Here is an 18,190-nt window from a genome sequence, read left to right as displayed (position 1 = left end):
AAAACTTTTTACCAACCACAAGTTTGTTTAGCTTAGTGAAAAAACATTTGACTTTGGGGCTGGGAGACAGTATCTACGGATCCCGGATAGCGCAAGCATTCATGCTTGTGCTGATTTGGTTTAAGCATTGGACGCTTGAACCTTCATTTTGTTCTCAAAAAACACCTCCAAAACCGACCGCACTTTTTCTTTATTTCTTCAACGTTTCCACATAGCCCGCCACATCTTGCATATCCTGTTCGCTGAGGGTGGATTTGGCGCGGTTGCCGGCGCCTTCGATTTTGCCGCTGCGGTCTTGCAGGGCGTTGATGATTTGGTCTTGGGTGAAGGTGTTGATGATTTGGGATTGTCCCATTGCCGGTTTTTCTGCCTGTTTGCCGTGGCAGAGGGCGCAGGAACGGTTGTACACTTTTTGTCCGTGTGCAATGTCGGGTTCGGCTTGGGCGGCGCTGATGGCGCAGCAAGCGAGAAGAAAGAAAGTAAAGTCGCGTTTTTTCATGGTGGATTAGCTTTTCGTCGGGTTGAATAATTGCTGTAAATCCTTTTCGGAAAGTAAGCCTTCAAATTTGTGTAATAGCTTGCCGTTCGGGTCGATGACAAATGAGGTTGGGGTGCCGATGAGTTGGTAGCGTTCGGCGGTGATTTTCATTTGATCTTTGAAAACCGGCAAATTTAATTGACGTTTGGTGACGATGGCTTGGGTGTCGGCGTTTTCGCCGTCGATGTTCATGGCGACCAATTGGACGCGGTTAGGGTATTTTTCCGCCCATTGTTGCAGGGTTTGGAGTTCTACAATGCAGGCGCCGCAAGTTTCCGACCAGAAATTGATAAGCACGGTTTTGCCCTGCCAGTCGTTCAATGTGGCTTTGTTGCCCAGCAAATCAAAAGCGGCGATTTCCGGCGCAGGTTGCCCGAGCTGCGCGTTTTCTTCCTTGCAAGAAACGCTGAAAAAAATGACCGCACTTATGGCGAGGAAGCGAATGACGTTAGCCCACATTTTTTTCCTCGCCTGACAATTTGCCGTGTTGTAAATAAAGAATGCGATTGGTGAGTTTGCCTAAATCGGGGTTATGAGTCACCATCACGATAGTGCGCCCTTGTCGGTTTAACTCGGTGAGCAAATCCAACACCAAATGTTCATTTTTCTCGTCGAGGTTGCCCGTCGGTTCATCGGCGAAAATCACCGGTGGTTGGTTCACCAACGCACGGGCGATACACACTCGTTGCTGTTCCCCGCCGGAAAGTTGGCTCGGGCGGTGATCCATACGGTGCGTCAAGCCCACCTGTTCCAACACCGCTTTGGCGGTGGCTTCATCCACCACACTGTGATAATGTTGCGCCAGCATGACGTTTTCCAAGGCGGTTAAATAGGGGATTAAATGGAATTGTTGGAACACCAAACCGATTTTCTCCGCAAGAAAGCGCTGTCTGCCCGTTTCGTCCAGTTGCGCTGCGTCCACGCCGTCCAGAATCACTTTGCCTTCGCTGGCGGTGTCCAAGCCGGTGAGAATGTTCATTAAAGTGGTTTTGCCCGAGCCGGACGCGCCCATGATTGCCACAAACTCGCCTTCGGCAATTTGAATATTAATGTCTTCAAGTGCGGTCACTTGCCCGAATCTTTTATATAAATGCTGAGTTTCAATAACGGTTTTAGCCATGTTATTCCCCTTTTAACACATTGGCGGTTTGAATTTTTAAGGCGCGGCGGGTCGGCACGATAACCGCGATAAACGCCACTAATAAGGATAACCCTATGGTGATCGGCAACACCGGCAGGCGCATATCAATGTAGGCTTTGAAGACGGTTAAGCCGAGTACTTGCGCCAGCAAATAGCCGATAATTAAGCCGCTGATAATTGCGCACACGGCGATGATTAAGGTTTCCGCGCCGATTTGTTTGATGATGTCCCGGCTTTTCGCGCCGAGGGCTTTTTGCAGCGCAAATTCTTTTGCCCGTTCGCCTACGATGGCGATCAAGGTCGTATTCACGCAGAGGGTCGCCAAAATCAGAATCACCACGGAAATAAGCCCCATCAAGCCTTTAATTTTATCCAGAATTTGCCCTTCGGAGGCGGAGACTTTGCGAATCGGGTGAATGTCCAAATCGGGATATTGTTGCTGTAGCTGTTGTGCGAATTGTTCCACTTGCCCCTGATCGTTTTTCACGTTAAGCAAGGCATTGGTGGCAAGGTTTTCTTTTTCCAGCCAGTTTTGCGCAAAATCCAGGCTCACGATGAGCATATTATCGGTGGCGTCGCCCGTTTCCACGATAGCTTTAATTGTAAACTGGTGTTTATCCACCGCGTTCAGGCTTAAGGTCAGCTTACTGCCCACTTTCAGATTTAAACGCTCGGCGAGGGTTTTGCCGATCATGGCGTTGCGTTCGTCAAAATTGACGCCAATGGGCGTGCCGGTGATTTGCCAGTAGGGCGCGAGGGTTTTCATGTCTTCAAACCACACGCCCATGATGACGATTTTTTCCAAATCGCTACGGGCTACGCCGTATAAATAAGGGCTGGCGGCGGTAATTAAGCCTTTTGGCGCCAGGTTAATAATCTCTTGCACCTGATCCACTTTAATCAAACCGCCGTTGTTTGAGCCGATATAAAAGTTAGCGCCGAAGGTGCGCAGTTCCTGGCTCATTTTGGTGTTGATGTCGAAATACACCGCCGCCATGGCGGTAACGATGGAGGCGCCCACCGTGAGTGCGGCAAAGATGATGAATACCCGCTGCAAACGTAGCCGTAAGGCGCGTAACACCAAGCGCCAGAACATATTGATGGGTTTATTGTCTGCCATAAAGCACCTCGATAGGATAAAGACGGGCAATACGATGTGCCGGGAACCAGGCGCCGATAACCGCAATTAACACGGAAATCACCAGCACGCAAGGCACTACAATCCACGCGAAACTGAGCGGCGCGCCGAATAAGGTGGCGCCGATAAAGCGTGCCAAGCCCCAACCGGCAATACAGCCTAACATCCCGCCGATGAAGCCGCTGATGATGGCTTCACAATAAAACAGCAACACGATTTGCCATTGATAGGCGCCGAGCGCTTTCATTAAGCCGATTTCTTTGCTGCGTTCGATGATCGTGGTGGTCATGAGGGAGGCGATCCCCATGGCGGCGGCAATGAGCGCGGCAAGGGTTACCACGGCAAGTAATAATTGGATTTTCTCAATAACCACGCCTTCTGAGGCGGCTACCTGCCAAATCGGGCGAACAATGGCGCCGGAAATGGCTTCTTCCAATTGGTGAGAAATGGAGGAAACATAAGCGGTGCAATACCAGCGGTCATATTCTTCCGCCGCCAAGCCGTCCACGTTGGCGCGCGCTTTGCGTGATAAATCGTTTTCCGGCACAGTGAGAGCGGAGACTTTCACTGCCTGTATTTTGCCTTCCAATCCAAGTAAATTTTGTACCGCACTTAATGGCAAAATCAGTTGTTGTTCTTCCGTGCCGCCGGTTTTCACAATGCCTTTTACAATAACCTTGAGCTGTTGCTGCGGCGCCTGTTCATCTTGTTGATAGCGTAATGCTAGCGTATCGCCTATTTTCCACTGATGCTGTTTGGCAAGTTGTGTGCCGAGCAACGCCGGAATTTGATCGCCGAAATCATCGGTGGCGTCATTCACCCATTCGCCTTCCACCTGCCAGTAGGGGCTGATTATTTTTTGCCCGGTGTGGTAATCCTCCTCATCAGGCACGGCAATTTGATGGTCAAAAAACGTGCCGAGAATATTAATGTCTTGCTCATTGCCGTTTGGCGCTTTGGCACTGACTTGCGCGCCAAGTAACGGCGCGAAACCCACGATATTGTTACGCCAGAAAATGTCTTTGATGTTCGGCAGTTCTTTTTCATCTAAAAAATTCTGCGTGGCAAGGGAATTATTGCCGCTCACTTCATCAGGCAAAATGGCGCTGCTGGCAGGTTCCACCAGAATGTTGGCGCCGTAAGATTTAAGTTCTTTCGCCATTTTGTCGCCGATGCCGATGGACACCGCAAGCAAGGCGGAAATTAAACCGGCGGCGAGGAAAATCGTCACAATGGCGAGGAGTTTGCGTTTTAAGCCGTAACGCCAGGATTGAAATAACATTCTTGCCAACATGATTATTTCTCCTCTTTCGTTATTGAATCCATGGTGGAATCCGTAGCGGTTTTGTTGAGATACGCTTCCGGATTATCGCGGAACAGATTCAGGTTCTTTTCATCGCTGAAGAAGTAGGTTTTGCCGTCATAGCTGTATTTATGTTCTGTTTTGGTGTTGGTGAGTTTTTTGCCGTTGACGGGATCCACAACCTCAATTTCAATGACCGTAGTGAAGTAATTCAAGCCTTCTTCCAGACTTTTCTTGCTGATGACGATTTCCGTTTCCGTCTGTTTCCAGTCATCAATCGGCACCGGATTGCAGCCCCCCGGTTTGCCGATAGACGGCGTAAATAAACGCACGCCGCAACCCACGCATACCACTTGGTTGCCTTCCATCACATAGCCTTGGTCGCCGCATAAAATGCAGGCATCGAACACGGCGGCGAGGCTGAGTTTTTCGGCAAGGCGATTGATGATAAAGAAACGCACCGCTTTGCCATCATCGGCGATCCAAAGAAAACGGTGTAATTTGCCGTCTTTCACCTGTTCGATGGGAATGCGCACGTTGTTTTCTGCATCTAAGGTGATTCGTTGCGCTTCCGAAAGTTGCGGCGGCTGGGAGGCAATTTTGTCCCAATAGAGTTGAGAAGCCAGAATGATTGCCACTGCCGTGAAACCGTAAGCGATGATTTTGGCAGAAGTGCGTTTGGCGGCAATGGCTTTGCGTTTTTCGATAGGTTGTTGTTCGATATTGACCTGACGAACGCGCGGCAAGTGCATTTTAAAGGTAAAAACAAGCACGATAAACGCCAGCACGGCGGCGTTGATGTAATTCAAATAAGCGGAAATATTGCCCGATTTCGCCACAAAACTTAACCGCACTTTGGTGAGTTCCAGCACTTGCAATTTCATTAATATGAGCAGTACGTCGCCGATGATCGGGGTAATCAAGAGCAGGGTGAAAATGGTGGTTAAGAGGACAGAAAGTGCGGTCGTTTTTGCAGGCGTTTTTTGCTGTTGAAATAAAATGTATAGCCAGCCGGCGACGATCAGACAGAAAATAAAACCGAGAATGATGGCGCTGAGGTGGAGTAAAAATTCCGTATTAACCACATCGGTGTCGGTGATGGCAGCGATATTCGGATCTTTTGCCCATAAATGCCCGGCAAGTACGGACAGCATGATATGCCAAAAGCCGTTAATTTTTTGCCAATGAAGAAATTGAAAGAGGTAAGCGAACAATAAAATACAGAACGCGACAAGGGCTGCGGCAAGTTTTGCGCTTTGTGTCACGGGTAAATTTAAGGTGATGAGGCTGCCGATAATAAAACCGAAAAGCGAAAGCCAAATGAGTTTCTTGAAATTGGTTTGTGGGTAACGCACCCAACTGCAACCGAGCAGCAGAGAAATCGGGAGTAGGGTTTGAATGAGAAAAACAAAGAAATAGTTCATAGCTTACTCCGAGTATTTGAATCAATCATTTCGCTTATTTTTATGGATGGGTTAATTATGCCCTCAAATAAACAAAAACACCTTGATATGTCTCAAGGTGTTTTTATTGATTTTTGTTTTTATTAACACCTGAACGGGTTATTTCAAACCGGTGAATTTAAATTCATAGTTCACATCGAACGGTTTCCACCAACGACCGACACCGGTTTCTTCATCGGTGTGACGGTGCATACCGGCTTTGGGCGGCGGGTCGATGTGGTAAGTTAATTTATAGTTACCCACGCCCATCATTTTGATATTCGCGCCGTAGTGCGGACCGTCGCTGGCAACCATCGGCATGAATGTTCCTTCTTGTTTTTCACCGGTATCGGCGTTCACTAAAGTATATTGAATGGTTAAATACGGCAGCCATTCGCCTTCACCAAAACCGTTTTTGTTGCCTTTGGTGGCGTGAATGTCCGCTTCTAAGTGAATGTCGGATTTGGCAGCCGGCAAGCCCATGCCGCGCGGTTCCATGTCAACCGGTTGCAAATACACGGCGGCAATTTCCATTTCGTTCATGGTGACAGGTTCGCCGATTGGGTATTCTTTAAAACCTAAAGCGGCGGGCGCGGTGATCATACCTGCCAAAAGTGCGGTAGCGATTAACGTTTTTTTCATACTTAGTTTCTCCTTAACTGAATAAGTATTTGTCGTTTGAAATCAAACAGATTTTTTGCTTTGGTACTTCATATAAATTAACGCAAAAACAGCGGCAACCAACAGCACAGCCTGTGGAACCAATGTTTCTACATAAGGATAAATACCCAACCACGGGATTTCTGTCATGCCGGAAACGAGGGTCGGTTCAAATAATTTGCCTTCAATCAGCTCCAGTACGCTTTTGCCGGCGAACACAAACGCCATGAAATACATGAAGGAACCGGTGAACATAAAGAACGGCTTAAGCGGTAGTTTCACCACGGTGTAGCGCATAATGAAATAGCACACGGCGAGGATAATCACACCGACGAAGAAGCCGCCGAAAAGATAGAAATAATCCACCGCACTTTTGGCGTCGCCGGCGAGGGCGTAGTAGAACAGCACGGTTTCCGCGCCTTCACGATAAACCGCCAGGAAGCTGGTGAGCCATAAACCCACTAAGGAACCGGTGGTCAGCGCGGTGGACAGTTTGCCTTCCAAATAACGTTTCCAGTTTTGCGCTTCCACTTTGGACAACAGCCAGTAGCTCATCATGAACAACATTACCACCGCGATGATCATAGTAAAGCCTTCCAACAATTCGCGGCTGGCGCCGGAATTAGAGAAAATCATCTGGAAGATGGCGGCGGTGATGACGCTACCGAGCAACGCCACATACACGGACTGGCGAATAACGGGCAGTTTGTCTTGATAGTTGTTTTTCACCAAATATGCCACGATCGCGGCAACAATCAGCAAGGCTTCCAATCCTTCACGTACGATGATTAACAGGCTGTATAAGAATATACTCCAAGCGGTTTGTGTTCCACCCTGTAACATTTCTACCGCCTTGGTTAAATCTTGGCTTAACCCGGTGGCTTGATCTTGTAACTTTTCTTTCTTCGCACCGGCTTTCATTAAGCTCACAAGGCGGGTGAAATAGCCTTCCAATTGGGCTTTAAAGTTGCTGTCACGGGAACCGATTTTGTTCTCCATGCCGGTGTTTTCAAAAATATCAAAATAGGTATCCTGCACCGCCAACATGGCTTTTTTCCCTTCGCCTTGTTCGTATAACCCGATGGCTTGCTGAATTCCCGCATTCACCTGTACGCTGATTTGCGCCCAGTCTTTGTCCGGTGTGGTATCGGCAACGGTTTGATTGGCAGGTTGTTCCACTTGATCGTCTCGGGTGGTCGGCAAGTCGGGAAGCTGTTCTTCGATGTCTTGCAGCAAGGTCGTAATTTGATAGCCGAAATTGCTGATTTGATCAGGCACTTCGCTGAGTTTGATGAGATCGTAAAATTGCTGATTGAAGTTGGCGGAAATGGCGGCGGAACGATTTTGACGAATGGACATTTCCATTTCGGAATTTTTATAACCCTCATACTGCGCTTGCTGCACCAGTTTTTTCGCCGTGGCGTAATCTTGGGCTTCATAAGCGGTAACCGCTTGGGCTAATAGATCGTCAATGGTTTTAAAACTTTTTTGCCAGTGGGCCGCGATGGTTTGGTTTTCATACACGCCATGTTGACCGGAGGCGTTGAGTTGATGACCGTCTTTTAAGGAGGGAAGCACTTCCTGCAGTTCGGCTTTCAGCCCGTCGATTTTGGCTTTCACCTGATCTCGCGGTAACCCGTCACGAATCATTTTGCGAATTTCACCGAAAATGGCTTCCATTTGGTAGCTTTTTTGTGCGGAGAAGTTAATGCGAATCGGACCTTCCAGATTTTCAAACACCTCAAAATACGCCATTTGCACTTCCGTTTGCGCATCGTCGGCTTTGTTCTCGGCATAAAGTGCGGCGGTTTTATCCAGCCGATTTTCAATATCCTGCACCCATGCCTGATAGTTATCTTCTGCATGAGTAAACGCCGAGAATAAAATAAACACACTAAAAAGAATACATTGATACCAACGGGAAAGACGCATACCCCATCTCCTTATCGTAAAACTATTCCTGCTTGATGTAATTGATAATAATTATCCTCTAATAAATTCAGAGTGCAAGGGAAAATCAACCGCCTTTTCATTGAAATGTGATCCATGTAGCATTTGTTACAAACTTGAAATCAATGGTTTACATTTTTATAACGTTTTGTTGCAAGGGAATTTGATGGAAGGCAAGGAAAAGTGTGGTTGTTTTTAAAAATGTTTTGTAGGGGCGGATCCTGTGCCCGCCCGGTCAACCCATCAAATATTCGGGCAGGCACAGGAGCTGCCCTATGTCTTTCCAAATTAATTCGACGGTTTTGCTTCTTCCACTGGTACCGATTTGTCTTCTTTTAACACGTCCCACACGCTTTCCGGTTTGGTTGTGGTGTTAGCGTTGGTTTGGGTTGGGGCGTTGGTGACGATGTTGGCGGTTTGGGTCAACACGGCTTGTTGGCAGAAGGATTGGTTTCTGTCCGCCCAAACGGGAATGGTGCGTGAGCTGGCGCAGTCCCAGCCGCCGTAGGAATTGATACCGACCCATTTGATGTCTTGCGGCTTGTGCAGTTTTAACGGGCGGATGACGGAACGTTGTAAATAATTTTTATAAACCTGTAATGCACCGCTGGCACTGGTGAGTTTGGTTTCGCCGTTGTCGTCGCGCCCTAGCCAAACAGCGGTGACGTTTTCGCCGTCGATCCCCACGAACCAAGTATCACGTGCATTATTCGTAGTGCCGGTTTTGCCCGCCAAATGTAAATGGGCGAATTCGTTTTGCAGGCTACGCGCCGTGCCGCGATGCACCACTTGTTGCATAGCAAATAAGGTTTGGAAAGCGGCTTCTTGCGGCACCACTTGTTGCGGTGCGAATTTTCGCTCATAAATCACATTGCCTTGTCTATCTACCACGCTGTTAATGGTGTTCAACGGCACGCCGGCGCCTTCGTTGGCGATAGTTTGATAGAGTTTGGTCACATCATAAGGCGAAATGGAATAGGAGCCGAGCAGGGTTGACGGCACTTTCGGAATGGCGACTTTATCCCAACCCATAGCTTGTTGCACGGAAATCACTTTGGTTAATCCGAGCTTCATGCCGATGTTCACTGTCGGGATATTCAGCGAGCGTACTAAGGCATCCATCAGCATGACGGAACCGCTGTATTTGCGATCGTAATTGCGCGGTTGCCATGGCGGGCTGCCTTTGATGTTAATGGTAATCGGTTGATTGTTGATCGGTGTATTCAGGCGGAACTGATCCGGGTACATAAGTGCGGTCAAATAAATGGACGGTTTTACTAAAGAACCGATTTGCCGTTTCGCCGTCAAGGCGCGGTTGAAGCCGGCAAACTGAGTTTGTAAGCCGCCCACGATGGCGCGCACTTCGCCGGTTTGGTAATTGGCAACCACCATGGCGGATTCCAAATGCGGATTTTTATGTTTCGTCTGTAAATCGGATACGGCGTTAATCACCGCCTGCTCGGCGTGATCTTGTTGTTTCACATCTAAGGTGGAGAAAATCCGTGCGCCCAATAAATTTGCGGCTTTGCCTTCGCCGAGGTGATGGCGTAATTCCGTTTGCAGGGTTTGAATAAATGCCGGATATTTGCGGCTGATTTTCCCTTTTTCCTGCACGCCGAGCGGGCGTTGGCTCAATAATTGATAAAGTTCTTCGCCGATGACTTTGTGTTCCAGCATTAAATGTAACACCACATTACGACGTTCAAGTGAGTTGTTCGGGTTGCGCCATGGATTATACAGCGACGGACCTTTTACCATGCCCACCAACAGCGCAATTTGATCCAGGCTGATTTCTCGCACGGAACGTCCGAAATAAAACTGGCTGGCTAATTCAAAACCGTGGATTTGGTTATCGCCGTTTTGCCCGAGGTAAATTTCGTTCAGGTAAGTTTCCAGAATGCGGTTTTTGTCGTAGCGCCAATCCAGAATCAACGCCATCAAGGCTTCGTTAATTTTACGGCTGAGGGTGCGTTCGTTGGTTAAAAACAGATTTTTAACCAATTGTTGAGTGAGGGTGCTGCCGCCTTGTACCGTTTGCCCTGCTTGAATATTGGTGATCATAGCGCGTAAAATGCTGAGCGGGCTGATGCCGTCGTGTTCAAAGAAACGGCGATCTTCGGTAAGCAATAGGGCGTCGATGAGTAAGCGCGGATATTGTTGCAAGGAAATGGCAAGGCGTTCTTCTTTGTCCGATTGCAAAATGGCGATAAGTTTCGGCGCCATGCGGAATTCATCGATGGTTTTAACGTTAATCAGATCTTCAATCACCGCCAGTTTATCCTGCCGGAAACGCAGGCGGAAAACCCGTTGCGCTTCCGGCGTATCGGGAAACGGGAAGCCGCGACGCAATAACACGATGGTATTGTCTTCGATTTTGAAATCGCCCGGCGCGGCAATCATGGTGGTTTGGCGGTATTCGTTATCCAGTAAAATCTGTTTTATTTGCTCAAGGCTTAGTTCGTCGCTGACCCGAATGCTTTCAATGCGACTATACACTTCCGCCGGTAAACGCCAAATTTGCCCGTCCATTTTGCTGCGGATTTGCCAATCTAAATAAGCGGAATAGCAAAACAGCATACAAAAGGCGGTAAATGCCGTTTTTAACATCAGGATTTTCCAAGATCTTTTCGGCTTTGTCGGTTGCTGTTCGGTGGAGGAATGTTGATCTTGTGTCTTTGCCATGTGCGTTACCGTTCGGGCTGAGTTGGAATTAAGGGCGGATAAAAGCTAAGTAAGAATGCAGAAAACGGGCGAAATCTTCAATGCCGCAAAAGGCAATGATCGTGGCGTTATAATAAAACCTATCTCTTCCAATTCCGCCTGATGATCGATGTGCCGGCGGGTTTTCCAAATAAGAAAGTGCGGTGGAAATTAACTGTGGATCCAACCGCACTTCGATGTTAAACCGATTAGCGAAAACGCTATGTTCCATGGAACGCTTGGCGATGATATTGCCTTGATAGGCGGTAAATTGAAAATTCATGTCAGATGCTGAAGGAGGAACCGCAACCGCAAGTGGAGGAGGCGTTCGGGTTATTTACAACAAAACGTGAACCTTCCAAACCCTCGGTGTAATCAACGGTGCCGCCGATTAAATATTGTAAGCTCATTGGGTCGATGACTAACTGCACGCCTGAATTTTCCACGGTGAGGTCACCGTCGTTGACTTTTTCGTCGAAGGTGAAGCCGTATTGGAAACCGCTGCAACCGCCGCCGGTGATGTACACGCGCAATTTAAGAGCCGGATTTTCTTCTTCGGTAATTAAGGTTTTAACTTTTTGCGCAGCCGCGTCGGTAAAAGTTAACGGAACGGATATCTCTGTCATTGTAATTCCCCACGATTTAGTCGAAGCTGTATTATCCATTAACCCACTATTCCATTCAAGAATTTATCAAGGATTTTTCAATAGGTAAGTGCTATAATTCTACGTACGAATTTTTAACAGGGAGATGAATATAATGATTCCATTAAGAACGGAAGCTGAAATTGTTAAATTACGGAAAGCATGTAAATTGGCATCTGATATTTTAGTGATGATTGAGCCTTATGTTAAGGAAGGCGTAACAACCGGTGAATTAGATCGTATCTGCCATGATTATATGGTGAATGAACAAGAAGCGATTCCGGCATGCCTGAATTATCATGGTTTTCCAAAGTCCATTTGTACCTCTATTAATGAGGTGGTTTGTCATGGTATTCCTAATGATGATAAACGATTGAAATACGGCGATATTATAAATATTGACGTCACGGTCATCAAAGACGGTTATTACGGCGATAATTCCAAAATGTATATTGTGGGTGAAACCAATTTACGCAGTAAAAAATTGGTGGAAGCGGCACAAGAAGCGCTTTACGTAGGCTTGCGTACGGTAAAACCGGGGATTCGTCTCAATGAAATCGGTCGTGCGGTGCAAAAATATACGGAATCGCAAACTTTCAGCGTGGTACGTGAATATTGCGGGCATGGCGTAGGCACGGAATTCCACTGCGAACCGCAAGTGTTGCATTATTACGCGGATGACGGCGGTGTGATTTTAAAACCGGGCATGGTGTTTACCATCGAACCGATGATTAATGCCGGCAAGAAAGAAGTACGTTTAATGGGTGACGGCTGGACGGTGAAAACTAAAGATCGTAGCCATTCCGCGCAATTCGAGCATGAACTGGTGGTCACCGAAAACGGTTGTGAAGTCATGACCATTCGTGATGAAGAAATTGCCGAAGGGCGTATTCAACGTTTTATGGTGAATGCTTAATTGACTGAAATCTGCCGTGTTTCTCATGGCGGATTTTTTCTATTTCTGCTTTTTTATCAAGGCCTATGCTTTTTCCTTACGATACGCAAATCGACATCACCCCAAGTGCGGTCAAAATTCAGAAAGAAAATTTAAAGCAGTTTGAACTGGCGAATTTCGACGACATTGCCGTAGATCAATTCATCGCCAATCGCACCGCGTTTTACGATCAATTACTCGCCCATTTGTGGCGGCATTTTCAATTTGCCGACGATCCCGCGTTGAGCCTTATTGCGGTAGGTGGCTACGGGCGGGAGGAAATGTTTCCCCTTTCTGATCTGGATATTTTAATGTTAACCGCACAACCCGCCACGCCGGCATTACAGGAAAATCTGGGGCAGTTCGTGCAGTTTTTATGGGATTGCGGTTTTAACGTGGGACACAGCATTCGCACCCTGGAAGAATGTAAAACGGAAGGGCTGGCGGACATTACCATCGCCACCAATTTGCTGGAAGCGCGCTACTTGTGCGGTAACCGTGATTTGTTTAAAGCGTTGGTGAACTTGGTGCGACAACTGGATTTTTGGTCGAAAACGGATTTCTGTCAGGCAAAAATTCGGGAGAAAATAGAACGTTACCAACGTTATAACAACACCGCTTACAATCTTGAGCCGGACATTAAATACAGCCCGGGCGGATTGCGCGATTTGCATTTGTTGTATTGGATCGCGCTGCGTCATAACGGCGCAAAAAATTTGCAGGAAATTTTACAGGCGGGGTTTATTCATCCGGCAGAACATGCGTTATTGCTGAAAAGCCAGCAATTTCTGTTTAAAGTGCGGTATGCTCTGCACTTAATTTTGAAGCGTTATGACAACCGCCTGTTATTTGATCGCCAACTGAAAGTCAGCGAATTACTAGGCTTCCAAGGAGAAGGCAATCTGGGCGTAGAAGCCATGATGAAGCGCTTTTTTCAGGCATTGCACTCCATTTCGTTGTTAAGCGAATTGCTGGTAAAACATTATCAGGAACATTTTTTAACCCGTCATGAAATAAGGAACGAGCAAATGCTCGACGAAAATTTCAGCCTGCTTAATCAATCCATTTGCCTGCGTAATCACCAATGCTTTGAGCAACAGCCGGAAAGTATTCTCGATCTTTTTTATCATTTAACCCAATATCCGCAGGCGGAAATTCATTCTTCCGTCTTGCGCGAGCTTTATTTGGCGCTGGATCAACGGCAGGGGTATCTGTGCGATTTGCCGGCGGCGCGGGAAAAGTTCGTGCGCCTGTTTAATCAGCCGAATGCGATTAAACGCGCTTTTTTCCCGATGCACCAATACGGCGTGCTTACCGCCTATTTACCGCAATGGGGCAACATCGTCGGTTTAATGCAGTTTGATTTATTCCATTGCTACACCGTGGACGAACATATTCTGCGCGTCATGTTAAAACTGGAAAGTTTTTTAGAGGACGCCTCGGTGCAAAGCCATCCCATTTGCTACCAAATATTCAGCCGAATTTCCGACCGCACTTTGTTGTATATTGCCGCCTTATTTCACGATATTGCCAAAGGGCGCGGCGGTTCGCACGAGTTGCTGGGGGCGGTGGATATGCGCGAATTTGCCGTTCGGCACGGCTTTGATCAACGGGAAACGGAAACCATGGCATGGCTGGTGGAGCAGCATTTGCTGATGTCAGTCACGGCGCAACGGCGGGATATTCATGATCCGGAAATTGTGCTGAATTTCGCCGAACTGGTGCGTAATCAGGTGCGTTTGGATTATTTAACCTGCCTGACCGTCGCCGATATTGTGGCGACCAATGAAACCTTGTGGAACAGCTGGAAACGTTCTTTGCTGGCAACTTTGTACGATTATACCACGCAACAATTCGCCCAAGGGCTGGAAAGCCTGCTGGATAACCAAGCGAAAGCGAAAAAACATCGCCGATTGGCATTGCAGGAAATACGCGAAAAAACCACCGCACTTTCCGACAAACACATCGAAAAATTGTGGCAACGTTGTCCACCGGATTATTTCTTGCGCAATTCGCCGCAACAAATCAGTTGGCATACCCGCTTGCTTGCCGAATTTGAAGGGGAATTGTTGGTGAAAGTCAGCAACCGGTTTTCTGCCGGCGGAACAGAAATTTTCATTTACACCAAAGACCGTCCGAACCTGTTTCACAAAGTGGTAAGCACCATCGGCGCGAAAAAACTCAGTATCCACGATGCGCAAATTATCACCGCAAAAGACGGCTATGTGCTGGACAGTTTTATCGTGACCGAATTGGACGGTTCCGTATTGCCTTTTGATCGTCGTCGCATGTTGGAAGCCGCATTAACGGAAAGTTTAAACTCCGATGTGGTCAATAAACAACGTCTGCGTGAAAAACATCAATTGGCGCATTTTCATGTCAAAACCGAAGTGCGTTTTTTGAATCTTGAAAAAACCGATCAAACGGAAATGGAACTGTTCGCCTTAGATCAGGCGGGCTTGCTGGCGGATGTCAGCGCCGTATTCTGCGAATTGGAACTGAATTTACTCAACGCTAAAATCACCACCATTGGTGAAAAAGCAGAAGATTTTTTTATTCTGACGAATAAGGCGGAAAAAGCATTAAACGAAGAAGAAAGAGCGAGGTTATTGAATCGTTTATTACAGATTTTGAGTTAGCGTTTTACATAACAAAAGTGCGGTGGGTTTAAAAAACGTTTTTAAAACACACCGCACTTTTTGTGATTTCAGGTTAAGCCTGTTCGGCAAAGGTAATATCTGCCGCCGCTAAAGTGCGGTCAATATCTTCATCGGAATGGGCGAGGGACATAAAGCCCGCTTCAAATGCCGATGGCGCCAGGTAAACGCCGAGCTCTAACATTTTGTGGAAGAAGCGTTTAAATTTTTCCGTGTCGCACGCCATCACGTCCTGATAACAGGTAACGTCTTTTTTGTCGGTAAAGAAAATGCCGAACATCCCGCCCACATAATTGACCGTAAACGGCACTTGATGCTTCGCTGCCAGTTGTTGTAAGCCTTGCGCCAGTTTTTCCGTTTGTCGGGCGAGCTTTTGCTCGTTGCCGGCGCGTTTTAATTCCGTTAAACAAGCGATGCCCGCCGCCATGGCAATAGGGTTGCCGGATAACGTACCCGCCTGATAAACGGGACCGGTCGGCGCAATGTGTTGCATGATCTCTTTTTTACCGCCGAACGCGCCCACCGGCATACCGCCACCGATGACTTTGCCCAAACAGGTTAAATCCGGCGTGACATTATAGTAGCTTTGTGCGCCACCGAGCGCCACGCGGAAGCCGGTCATCACTTCGTCAATAATAAAGACTGCACCATATTGATCACAGAGTTTGCGCAAACCTTGCAGGAAATCGTTTTTCGGCGGCACGCAGTTCATGTTGCCGGCAACGGGTTCAACGATAACGCAGGCGATGTCGTCAGGGTATTGCTCAAATGCCTGTTGGACGGAATCAAGATCGTTATAGGTGCAGGTGAGGGTGTGTTTGGCGAAATCCGCCGGCACGCCCGGGGAGTTCGGTTGCCCCAGTGTTAATGCGCCGGAACCGGCTTTTACCAACAGGGAATCCGCATGACCGTGATAACAACCTTCAAATTTAATGATTTTATCGCGCTTGGTGTAGCCGCGCGCCAAACGAATGGCGGACATGGTGGCTTCGGTGCCGGAGCTGACCATTCTGGCCATTTCAATAGACGGAACCAGGCTGCACACCAATTCGGCAAGTTCGATTTCCAACGGCGTCGGTGCGCCGAAGCTGAGCCCGTTTTGCGCGGTCTTGATGACGGCGTTTAAGATGGACGGGTGGTTGTGTCCTAAAATCATCGGCCCCCAAGAACCGACGTAATCGATATATTTTTTGCCTTCCGTGTCGTAAATGTATGCCCCTTGGGCTTTCTCAATAAAGACCGGTGTTCCGCCGACGCCGTTAAAGGCGCGAACGGGAGAGTTCACCCCGCCGGGAATTACTTGTTGGGCGCGGGAAAAAAGTGCGGTTGAATTTATCATCGTTTTTTATCCTTACGTTAAAAAAATGTATGACATTGTACTGAAAAAAGAGGAGGTTAGTAAAAATATTTATGTAGCCTTTTGCCTTTGTGATATGCTTTGCGCATTTTATTTTCACGGGAAAACCTATGTTACTGACGTTAATTGTTACATTTTTGGGGGCATTTTTAACTTTACTCGTGATGCGTCCCGTTGCAATGCGATTCGGCTTGGTGGATAAACCTAACTACCGTAAACGCCATCAGGGCGCGATTCCGTTAATCGGTGGAATTTCATTGTTTATGGGTAACCTTTGTTTTTATCTGATGCAATGGGAGCAAACCCGTTTACCTTACCTTTATTTATTCAGTATTTTGGTGTTGTTATTAATGGGGATCATTGATGACCGCTATGATATAAGCCCTTTCTTGCGTGCCGGCATTCAAGCGTTTTTAGCCATTCTGATGATTGATATGGGGAATGTTTACCTCGATCATCTGGGGCAAATTCTCGGTCCGTTTCAGTTAACGTTGGGATCTATCGGTTTAATTATTACCGTGTTGGCGACCATCGGGATCATTAACGCATTCAACATGATTGATGGAATTGACGGCTTGCTCGGTGGCTTGTCTTGTGTCTCTTTTGCGGCGATTGGTATTTTGATGTACCGCGACGGACAAATGGATTTGGCGTATTGGAGTTTCGGTTTAATCATTGCGATTCTCCCTTATTTACTAATGAATCTGGGGATTCCGCTGGGACCGAAATTTAAAGTGTTTATGGGGGATGCCGGCAGTACGTTAATCGGCTTTACGATTATTTGGATTCTTTTACTAAGCACACAAGGCAAAGGGCATCCGATGAATCCGGTGACTGCCCTTTGGGTGATTGCGATCCCGTTGGTGGATATGGTGGCGATTATTTATCGTCGTTTACGCAAAGGGAAAAGCCCGTTTCGTCCGGATCGATTGCACGTACATCATTTAATGGTGCGTGCCGGTTTAACTTCCCGTCAGGCATTTTTATTAATTACCTTTGTGGCGGCGTTATGTGCCGGGTTCGGTATTTTGGGTGAGATCTATTATATTAATGAATGGGTGATGTTTATTGCCTTCATTATTCTGTTCTTTTTATATTCTTACTCTATTACACGGGCATGGAAAATTACCCGCTGGATACGCCGTATGAAACGTCGTGCCGCAAAACGTTCTAAAATTAAATAGAAATTAATATTTTCATTAAAAAGTTAAAATTAAATAAAAAATAATCAGAAAATTTATAAATTATATTTACTTTGAATAAAAAAATAGCTGCCAATAAAAATTTATAAAAAAAGACTAGACAAGCACTTTTGAAACTTTTAATATACGCCCCGCAACGACGCTTCCAGCGCTCGTAGCTCAGTTGGATAGAGCGTTGGCCTCCGGAGCCAAAGGTCGCAGGTTCAAATCCTGTCGAGCGCGCCAGATGTCATGCAAATTCAGCTAATTCAATTTCAATATGGTGGCTATAGCTCAGTTGGTAGAGCCCTGGATTGTGATTCCGGTTGTCGTGGGTTCAAGTCCCATTAGCCACCCCAATCGGCGAGTAGCGCAGCTTGGTAGCGCAACTGGTTTGGGACCAGTGGGTCGTAGGTTCAAATCCTATCTCGCCGACCAATTCTAATTCTGGGTTTTCTCAGAATTTTTTGTTCTTTAACAATCAATCAGACAAACTGTGTGGGCACTTAGAGATTCGTTTTAGATTTAGATATTTAAAAATAGGA

Annotated in this window: 16 protein-coding genes and 3 tRNA genes; 7 read left to right on the top strand and 12 right to left on the bottom strand. The window is 47.1% G+C overall.

The window, feature by feature from the left end:
* Nucleotides 1-215: hypothetical protein (locus DK423_RS11210; RefSeq protein ID WP_204100929.1), on the top strand; the 215-nt coding region annotated here is incomplete at its 5' end.
* Here DK423_RS11210 and DK423_RS10540 read toward each other — a convergent pair.
* From DK423_RS10540 to erpA, 11 genes are all read right to left on the bottom strand, one after another.
* Nucleotides 191-499, bottom strand: a complete 309-nt coding sequence (locus DK423_RS10540; RefSeq protein ID WP_005558999.1) for a c-type cytochrome — start codon at nucleotides 497-499, stop codon at nucleotides 191-193. The two genes, DK423_RS11210 and DK423_RS10540, sit on opposite strands and share 25 nt — an antisense overlap.
* Nucleotides 500-505: 6 nt before the next feature.
* The gene (locus tag DK423_RS10535) at nucleotides 506-997 is read right to left on the bottom strand and encodes a TlpA family protein disulfide reductase (protein WP_005559000.1); all 492 of its coding nucleotides are present in this window, start codon (nucleotides 995-997) and stop codon (nucleotides 506-508) included.
* Nucleotides 987-1,658, bottom strand: a complete 672-nt coding sequence (locus DK423_RS10530; protein WP_005559002.1) for an ABC transporter ATP-binding protein — start codon at nucleotides 1,656-1,658, stop codon at nucleotides 987-989. The genes DK423_RS10535 and DK423_RS10530 overlap by 11 nt, the downstream gene beginning before the upstream one ends.
* 1 nt (nucleotide 1,659) lies before the next feature.
* Entirely contained in the window at nucleotides 1,660-2,799 is a 1,140-nt protein-coding gene (locus DK423_RS10525) for an ABC transporter permease (RefSeq protein ID WP_109043979.1), read from the bottom strand.
* Entirely contained in the window at nucleotides 2,786-4,111 is a 1,326-nt protein-coding gene (locus tag DK423_RS10520; RefSeq protein ID WP_061886744.1) for an ABC transporter permease, read from the bottom strand. Before DK423_RS10520 ends, DK423_RS10525 begins: the two co-directional genes overlap by 14 nt.
* A 2-nt stretch (nucleotides 4,112-4,113) precedes the next feature.
* On the bottom strand, nucleotides 4,114-5,544 hold the full coding sequence (locus DK423_RS10515; protein ID WP_061885805.1) for a Fe-S-containing protein: 1,431 nt from the start codon (nucleotides 5,542-5,544) through the stop codon (nucleotides 4,114-4,116).
* A gap of 138 nt (nucleotides 5,545-5,682) precedes the next feature.
* Nucleotides 5,683-6,204: an iron transporter gene (locus tag DK423_RS10510; protein WP_005559010.1), complete on the bottom strand. Its 522-nt coding sequence runs from the start codon at nucleotides 6,202-6,204 to the stop codon at nucleotides 5,683-5,685.
* 42 nt (nucleotides 6,205-6,246) lie between these two features.
* Complete coding sequence (locus tag DK423_RS10505) at nucleotides 6,247-8,154, bottom strand: FTR1 family iron permease (RefSeq protein WP_061886741.1); 1,908 nt, start codon at nucleotides 8,152-8,154, stop codon at nucleotides 6,247-6,249.
* 306 nt (nucleotides 8,155-8,460) lie between these two features.
* Entirely contained in the window at nucleotides 8,461-10,854 is a 2,394-nt protein-coding gene (gene mrcB / locus DK423_RS10500) for a penicillin-binding protein 1B (RefSeq protein WP_005559017.1), read from the bottom strand.
* 28 nt (nucleotides 10,855-10,882) lie between these two features.
* Complete coding sequence (locus tag DK423_RS10495) at nucleotides 10,883-11,155, bottom strand: YacL family protein (protein ID WP_005559019.1); 273 nt, start codon at nucleotides 11,153-11,155, stop codon at nucleotides 10,883-10,885.
* 1 nt (nucleotide 11,156) lies between these two features.
* Nucleotides 11,157-11,498 carry an iron-sulfur cluster insertion protein ErpA gene (erpA, locus tag DK423_RS10490; RefSeq protein WP_005559021.1) on the bottom strand — a complete coding sequence of 114 codons (342 nt, stop codon included), beginning with the start codon at nucleotides 11,496-11,498 and terminating at the stop codon, nucleotides 11,157-11,159.
* A gap of 124 nt (nucleotides 11,499-11,622) precedes the next feature.
* Here erpA and map point away from each other — a divergent pair, with 124 nt between their 5' ends.
* Complete coding sequence (gene map, locus DK423_RS10485) at nucleotides 11,623-12,432, top strand: type I methionyl aminopeptidase (RefSeq protein WP_262361234.1); 810 nt, start codon at nucleotides 11,623-11,625, stop codon at nucleotides 12,430-12,432.
* 65 nt (nucleotides 12,433-12,497) lie between these two features.
* On the top strand, nucleotides 12,498-15,089 hold the full coding sequence (gene glnD / locus DK423_RS10480) for a bifunctional uridylyltransferase/uridylyl-removing protein GlnD (RefSeq protein ID WP_005559026.1): 2,592 nt from the start codon (nucleotides 12,498-12,500) through the stop codon (nucleotides 15,087-15,089).
* Nucleotides 15,090-15,162: 73 nt separating this feature from the next.
* Here the strand turns inward: glnD and hemL are convergent, their stop codons facing one another.
* The gene (hemL, locus tag DK423_RS10475) at nucleotides 15,163-16,446 is read right to left on the bottom strand and encodes a glutamate-1-semialdehyde 2,1-aminomutase (protein ID WP_005559029.1); all 1,284 of its coding nucleotides are present in this window, start codon (nucleotides 16,444-16,446) and stop codon (nucleotides 15,163-15,165) included.
* Between the two features lie 128 nt (nucleotides 16,447-16,574).
* On the opposite strand from hemL, the gene wecA reads away from it, so the two are divergent.
* The 4 genes from wecA to DK423_RS10455 all read left to right on the top strand — a co-directional run bounded on the left by wecA (nucleotide 16,575) and on the right by DK423_RS10455 (nucleotide 18,083).
* On the top strand, nucleotides 16,575-17,648 hold the full coding sequence (gene wecA, locus DK423_RS10470; protein ID WP_005559031.1) for a UDP-N-acetylglucosamine--undecaprenyl-phosphate N-acetylglucosaminephosphotransferase: 1,074 nt from the start codon (nucleotides 16,575-16,577) through the stop codon (nucleotides 17,646-17,648).
* Nucleotides 17,649-17,814: 166 nt separating this feature from the next.
* Nucleotides 17,815-17,891, top strand: a tRNA-Arg gene (locus DK423_RS10465).
* 37 nt (nucleotides 17,892-17,928) lie between these two features.
* Nucleotides 17,929-18,004: transfer RNA gene (locus DK423_RS10460), tRNA-His, on the top strand.
* A 2-nt stretch (nucleotides 18,005-18,006) separates the two neighbouring features.
* Nucleotides 18,007-18,083: transfer RNA gene (locus DK423_RS10455), tRNA-Pro, on the top strand.
* Nucleotides 18,084-18,190: the final 107 nt, after the last annotated feature.

The sequence above is a fragment of the Aggregatibacter actinomycetemcomitans genome, from assembly GCF_003130205.1.
GTDB classification, from domain to species: domain Bacteria; phylum Pseudomonadota; class Gammaproteobacteria; order Enterobacterales; family Pasteurellaceae; genus Aggregatibacter; species Aggregatibacter actinomycetemcomitans_A.
Note: the sequence above shows the minus strand (reverse complement) of the source record. Positions and strands in the feature narration are given on the sequence as shown.

Bases quoted from the DNA above. Each gene is read 5' to 3' on its own strand.
- DK423_RS10540 (WP_005558999.1), bottom strand. From the start codon at position 499: ATGAAAAAACGCGACTTTACTTTCTTTCTTCTCGCTTGCTGCGCCATC.
- DK423_RS10535 (WP_005559000.1), bottom strand. From the start codon at position 997: ATGTGGGCTAACGTCATTCGCTTCCTCGCCATAAGTGCGGTCATTTTT.
- DK423_RS10530 (WP_005559002.1), bottom strand. From the start codon at position 1,658: ATGGCTAAAACCGTTATTGAAACTCAGCATTTATATAAAAGATTCGGG.
- DK423_RS10525 (WP_109043979.1), bottom strand. From the start codon at position 2,799: ATGGCAGACAATAAACCCATCAATATGTTCTGGCGCTTGGTGTTACGC.
- DK423_RS10520 (WP_061886744.1), bottom strand. From the start codon at position 4,111: ATGTTGGCAAGAATGTTATTTCAATCCTGGCGTTACGGCTTAAAACGC.
- DK423_RS10515 (WP_061885805.1), bottom strand. From the start codon at position 5,544: ATGAACTATTTCTTTGTTTTTCTCATTCAAACCCTACTCCCGATTTCT.
- DK423_RS10510 (WP_005559010.1), bottom strand. From the start codon at position 6,204: ATGAAAAAAACGTTAATCGCTACCGCACTTTTGGCAGGTATGATCACC.
- DK423_RS10505 (WP_061886741.1), bottom strand. From the start codon at position 8,154: ATGCGTCTTTCCCGTTGGTATCAATGTATTCTTTTTAGTGTGTTTATT.
- mrcB (WP_005559017.1), bottom strand. From the start codon at position 10,854: ATGGCAAAGACACAAGATCAACATTCCTCCACCGAACAGCAACCGACA.
- DK423_RS10495 (WP_005559019.1), bottom strand. From the start codon at position 11,155: ATGAATTTTCAATTTACCGCCTATCAAGGCAATATCATCGCCAAGCGT.
- erpA (WP_005559021.1), bottom strand. From the start codon at position 11,498: ATGACAGAGATATCCGTTCCGTTAACTTTTACCGACGCGGCTGCGCAA.
- map (WP_262361234.1), top strand. From the start codon at position 11,623: ATGAATATAATGATTCCATTAAGAACGGAAGCTGAAATTGTTAAATTA.
- glnD (WP_005559026.1), top strand. From the start codon at position 12,498: ATGCTTTTTCCTTACGATACGCAAATCGACATCACCCCAAGTGCGGTC.
- hemL (WP_005559029.1), bottom strand. From the start codon at position 16,446: ATGATAAATTCAACCGCACTTTTTTCCCGCGCCCAACAAGTAATTCCC.
- wecA (WP_005559031.1), top strand. From the start codon at position 16,575: ATGTTACTGACGTTAATTGTTACATTTTTGGGGGCATTTTTAACTTTA.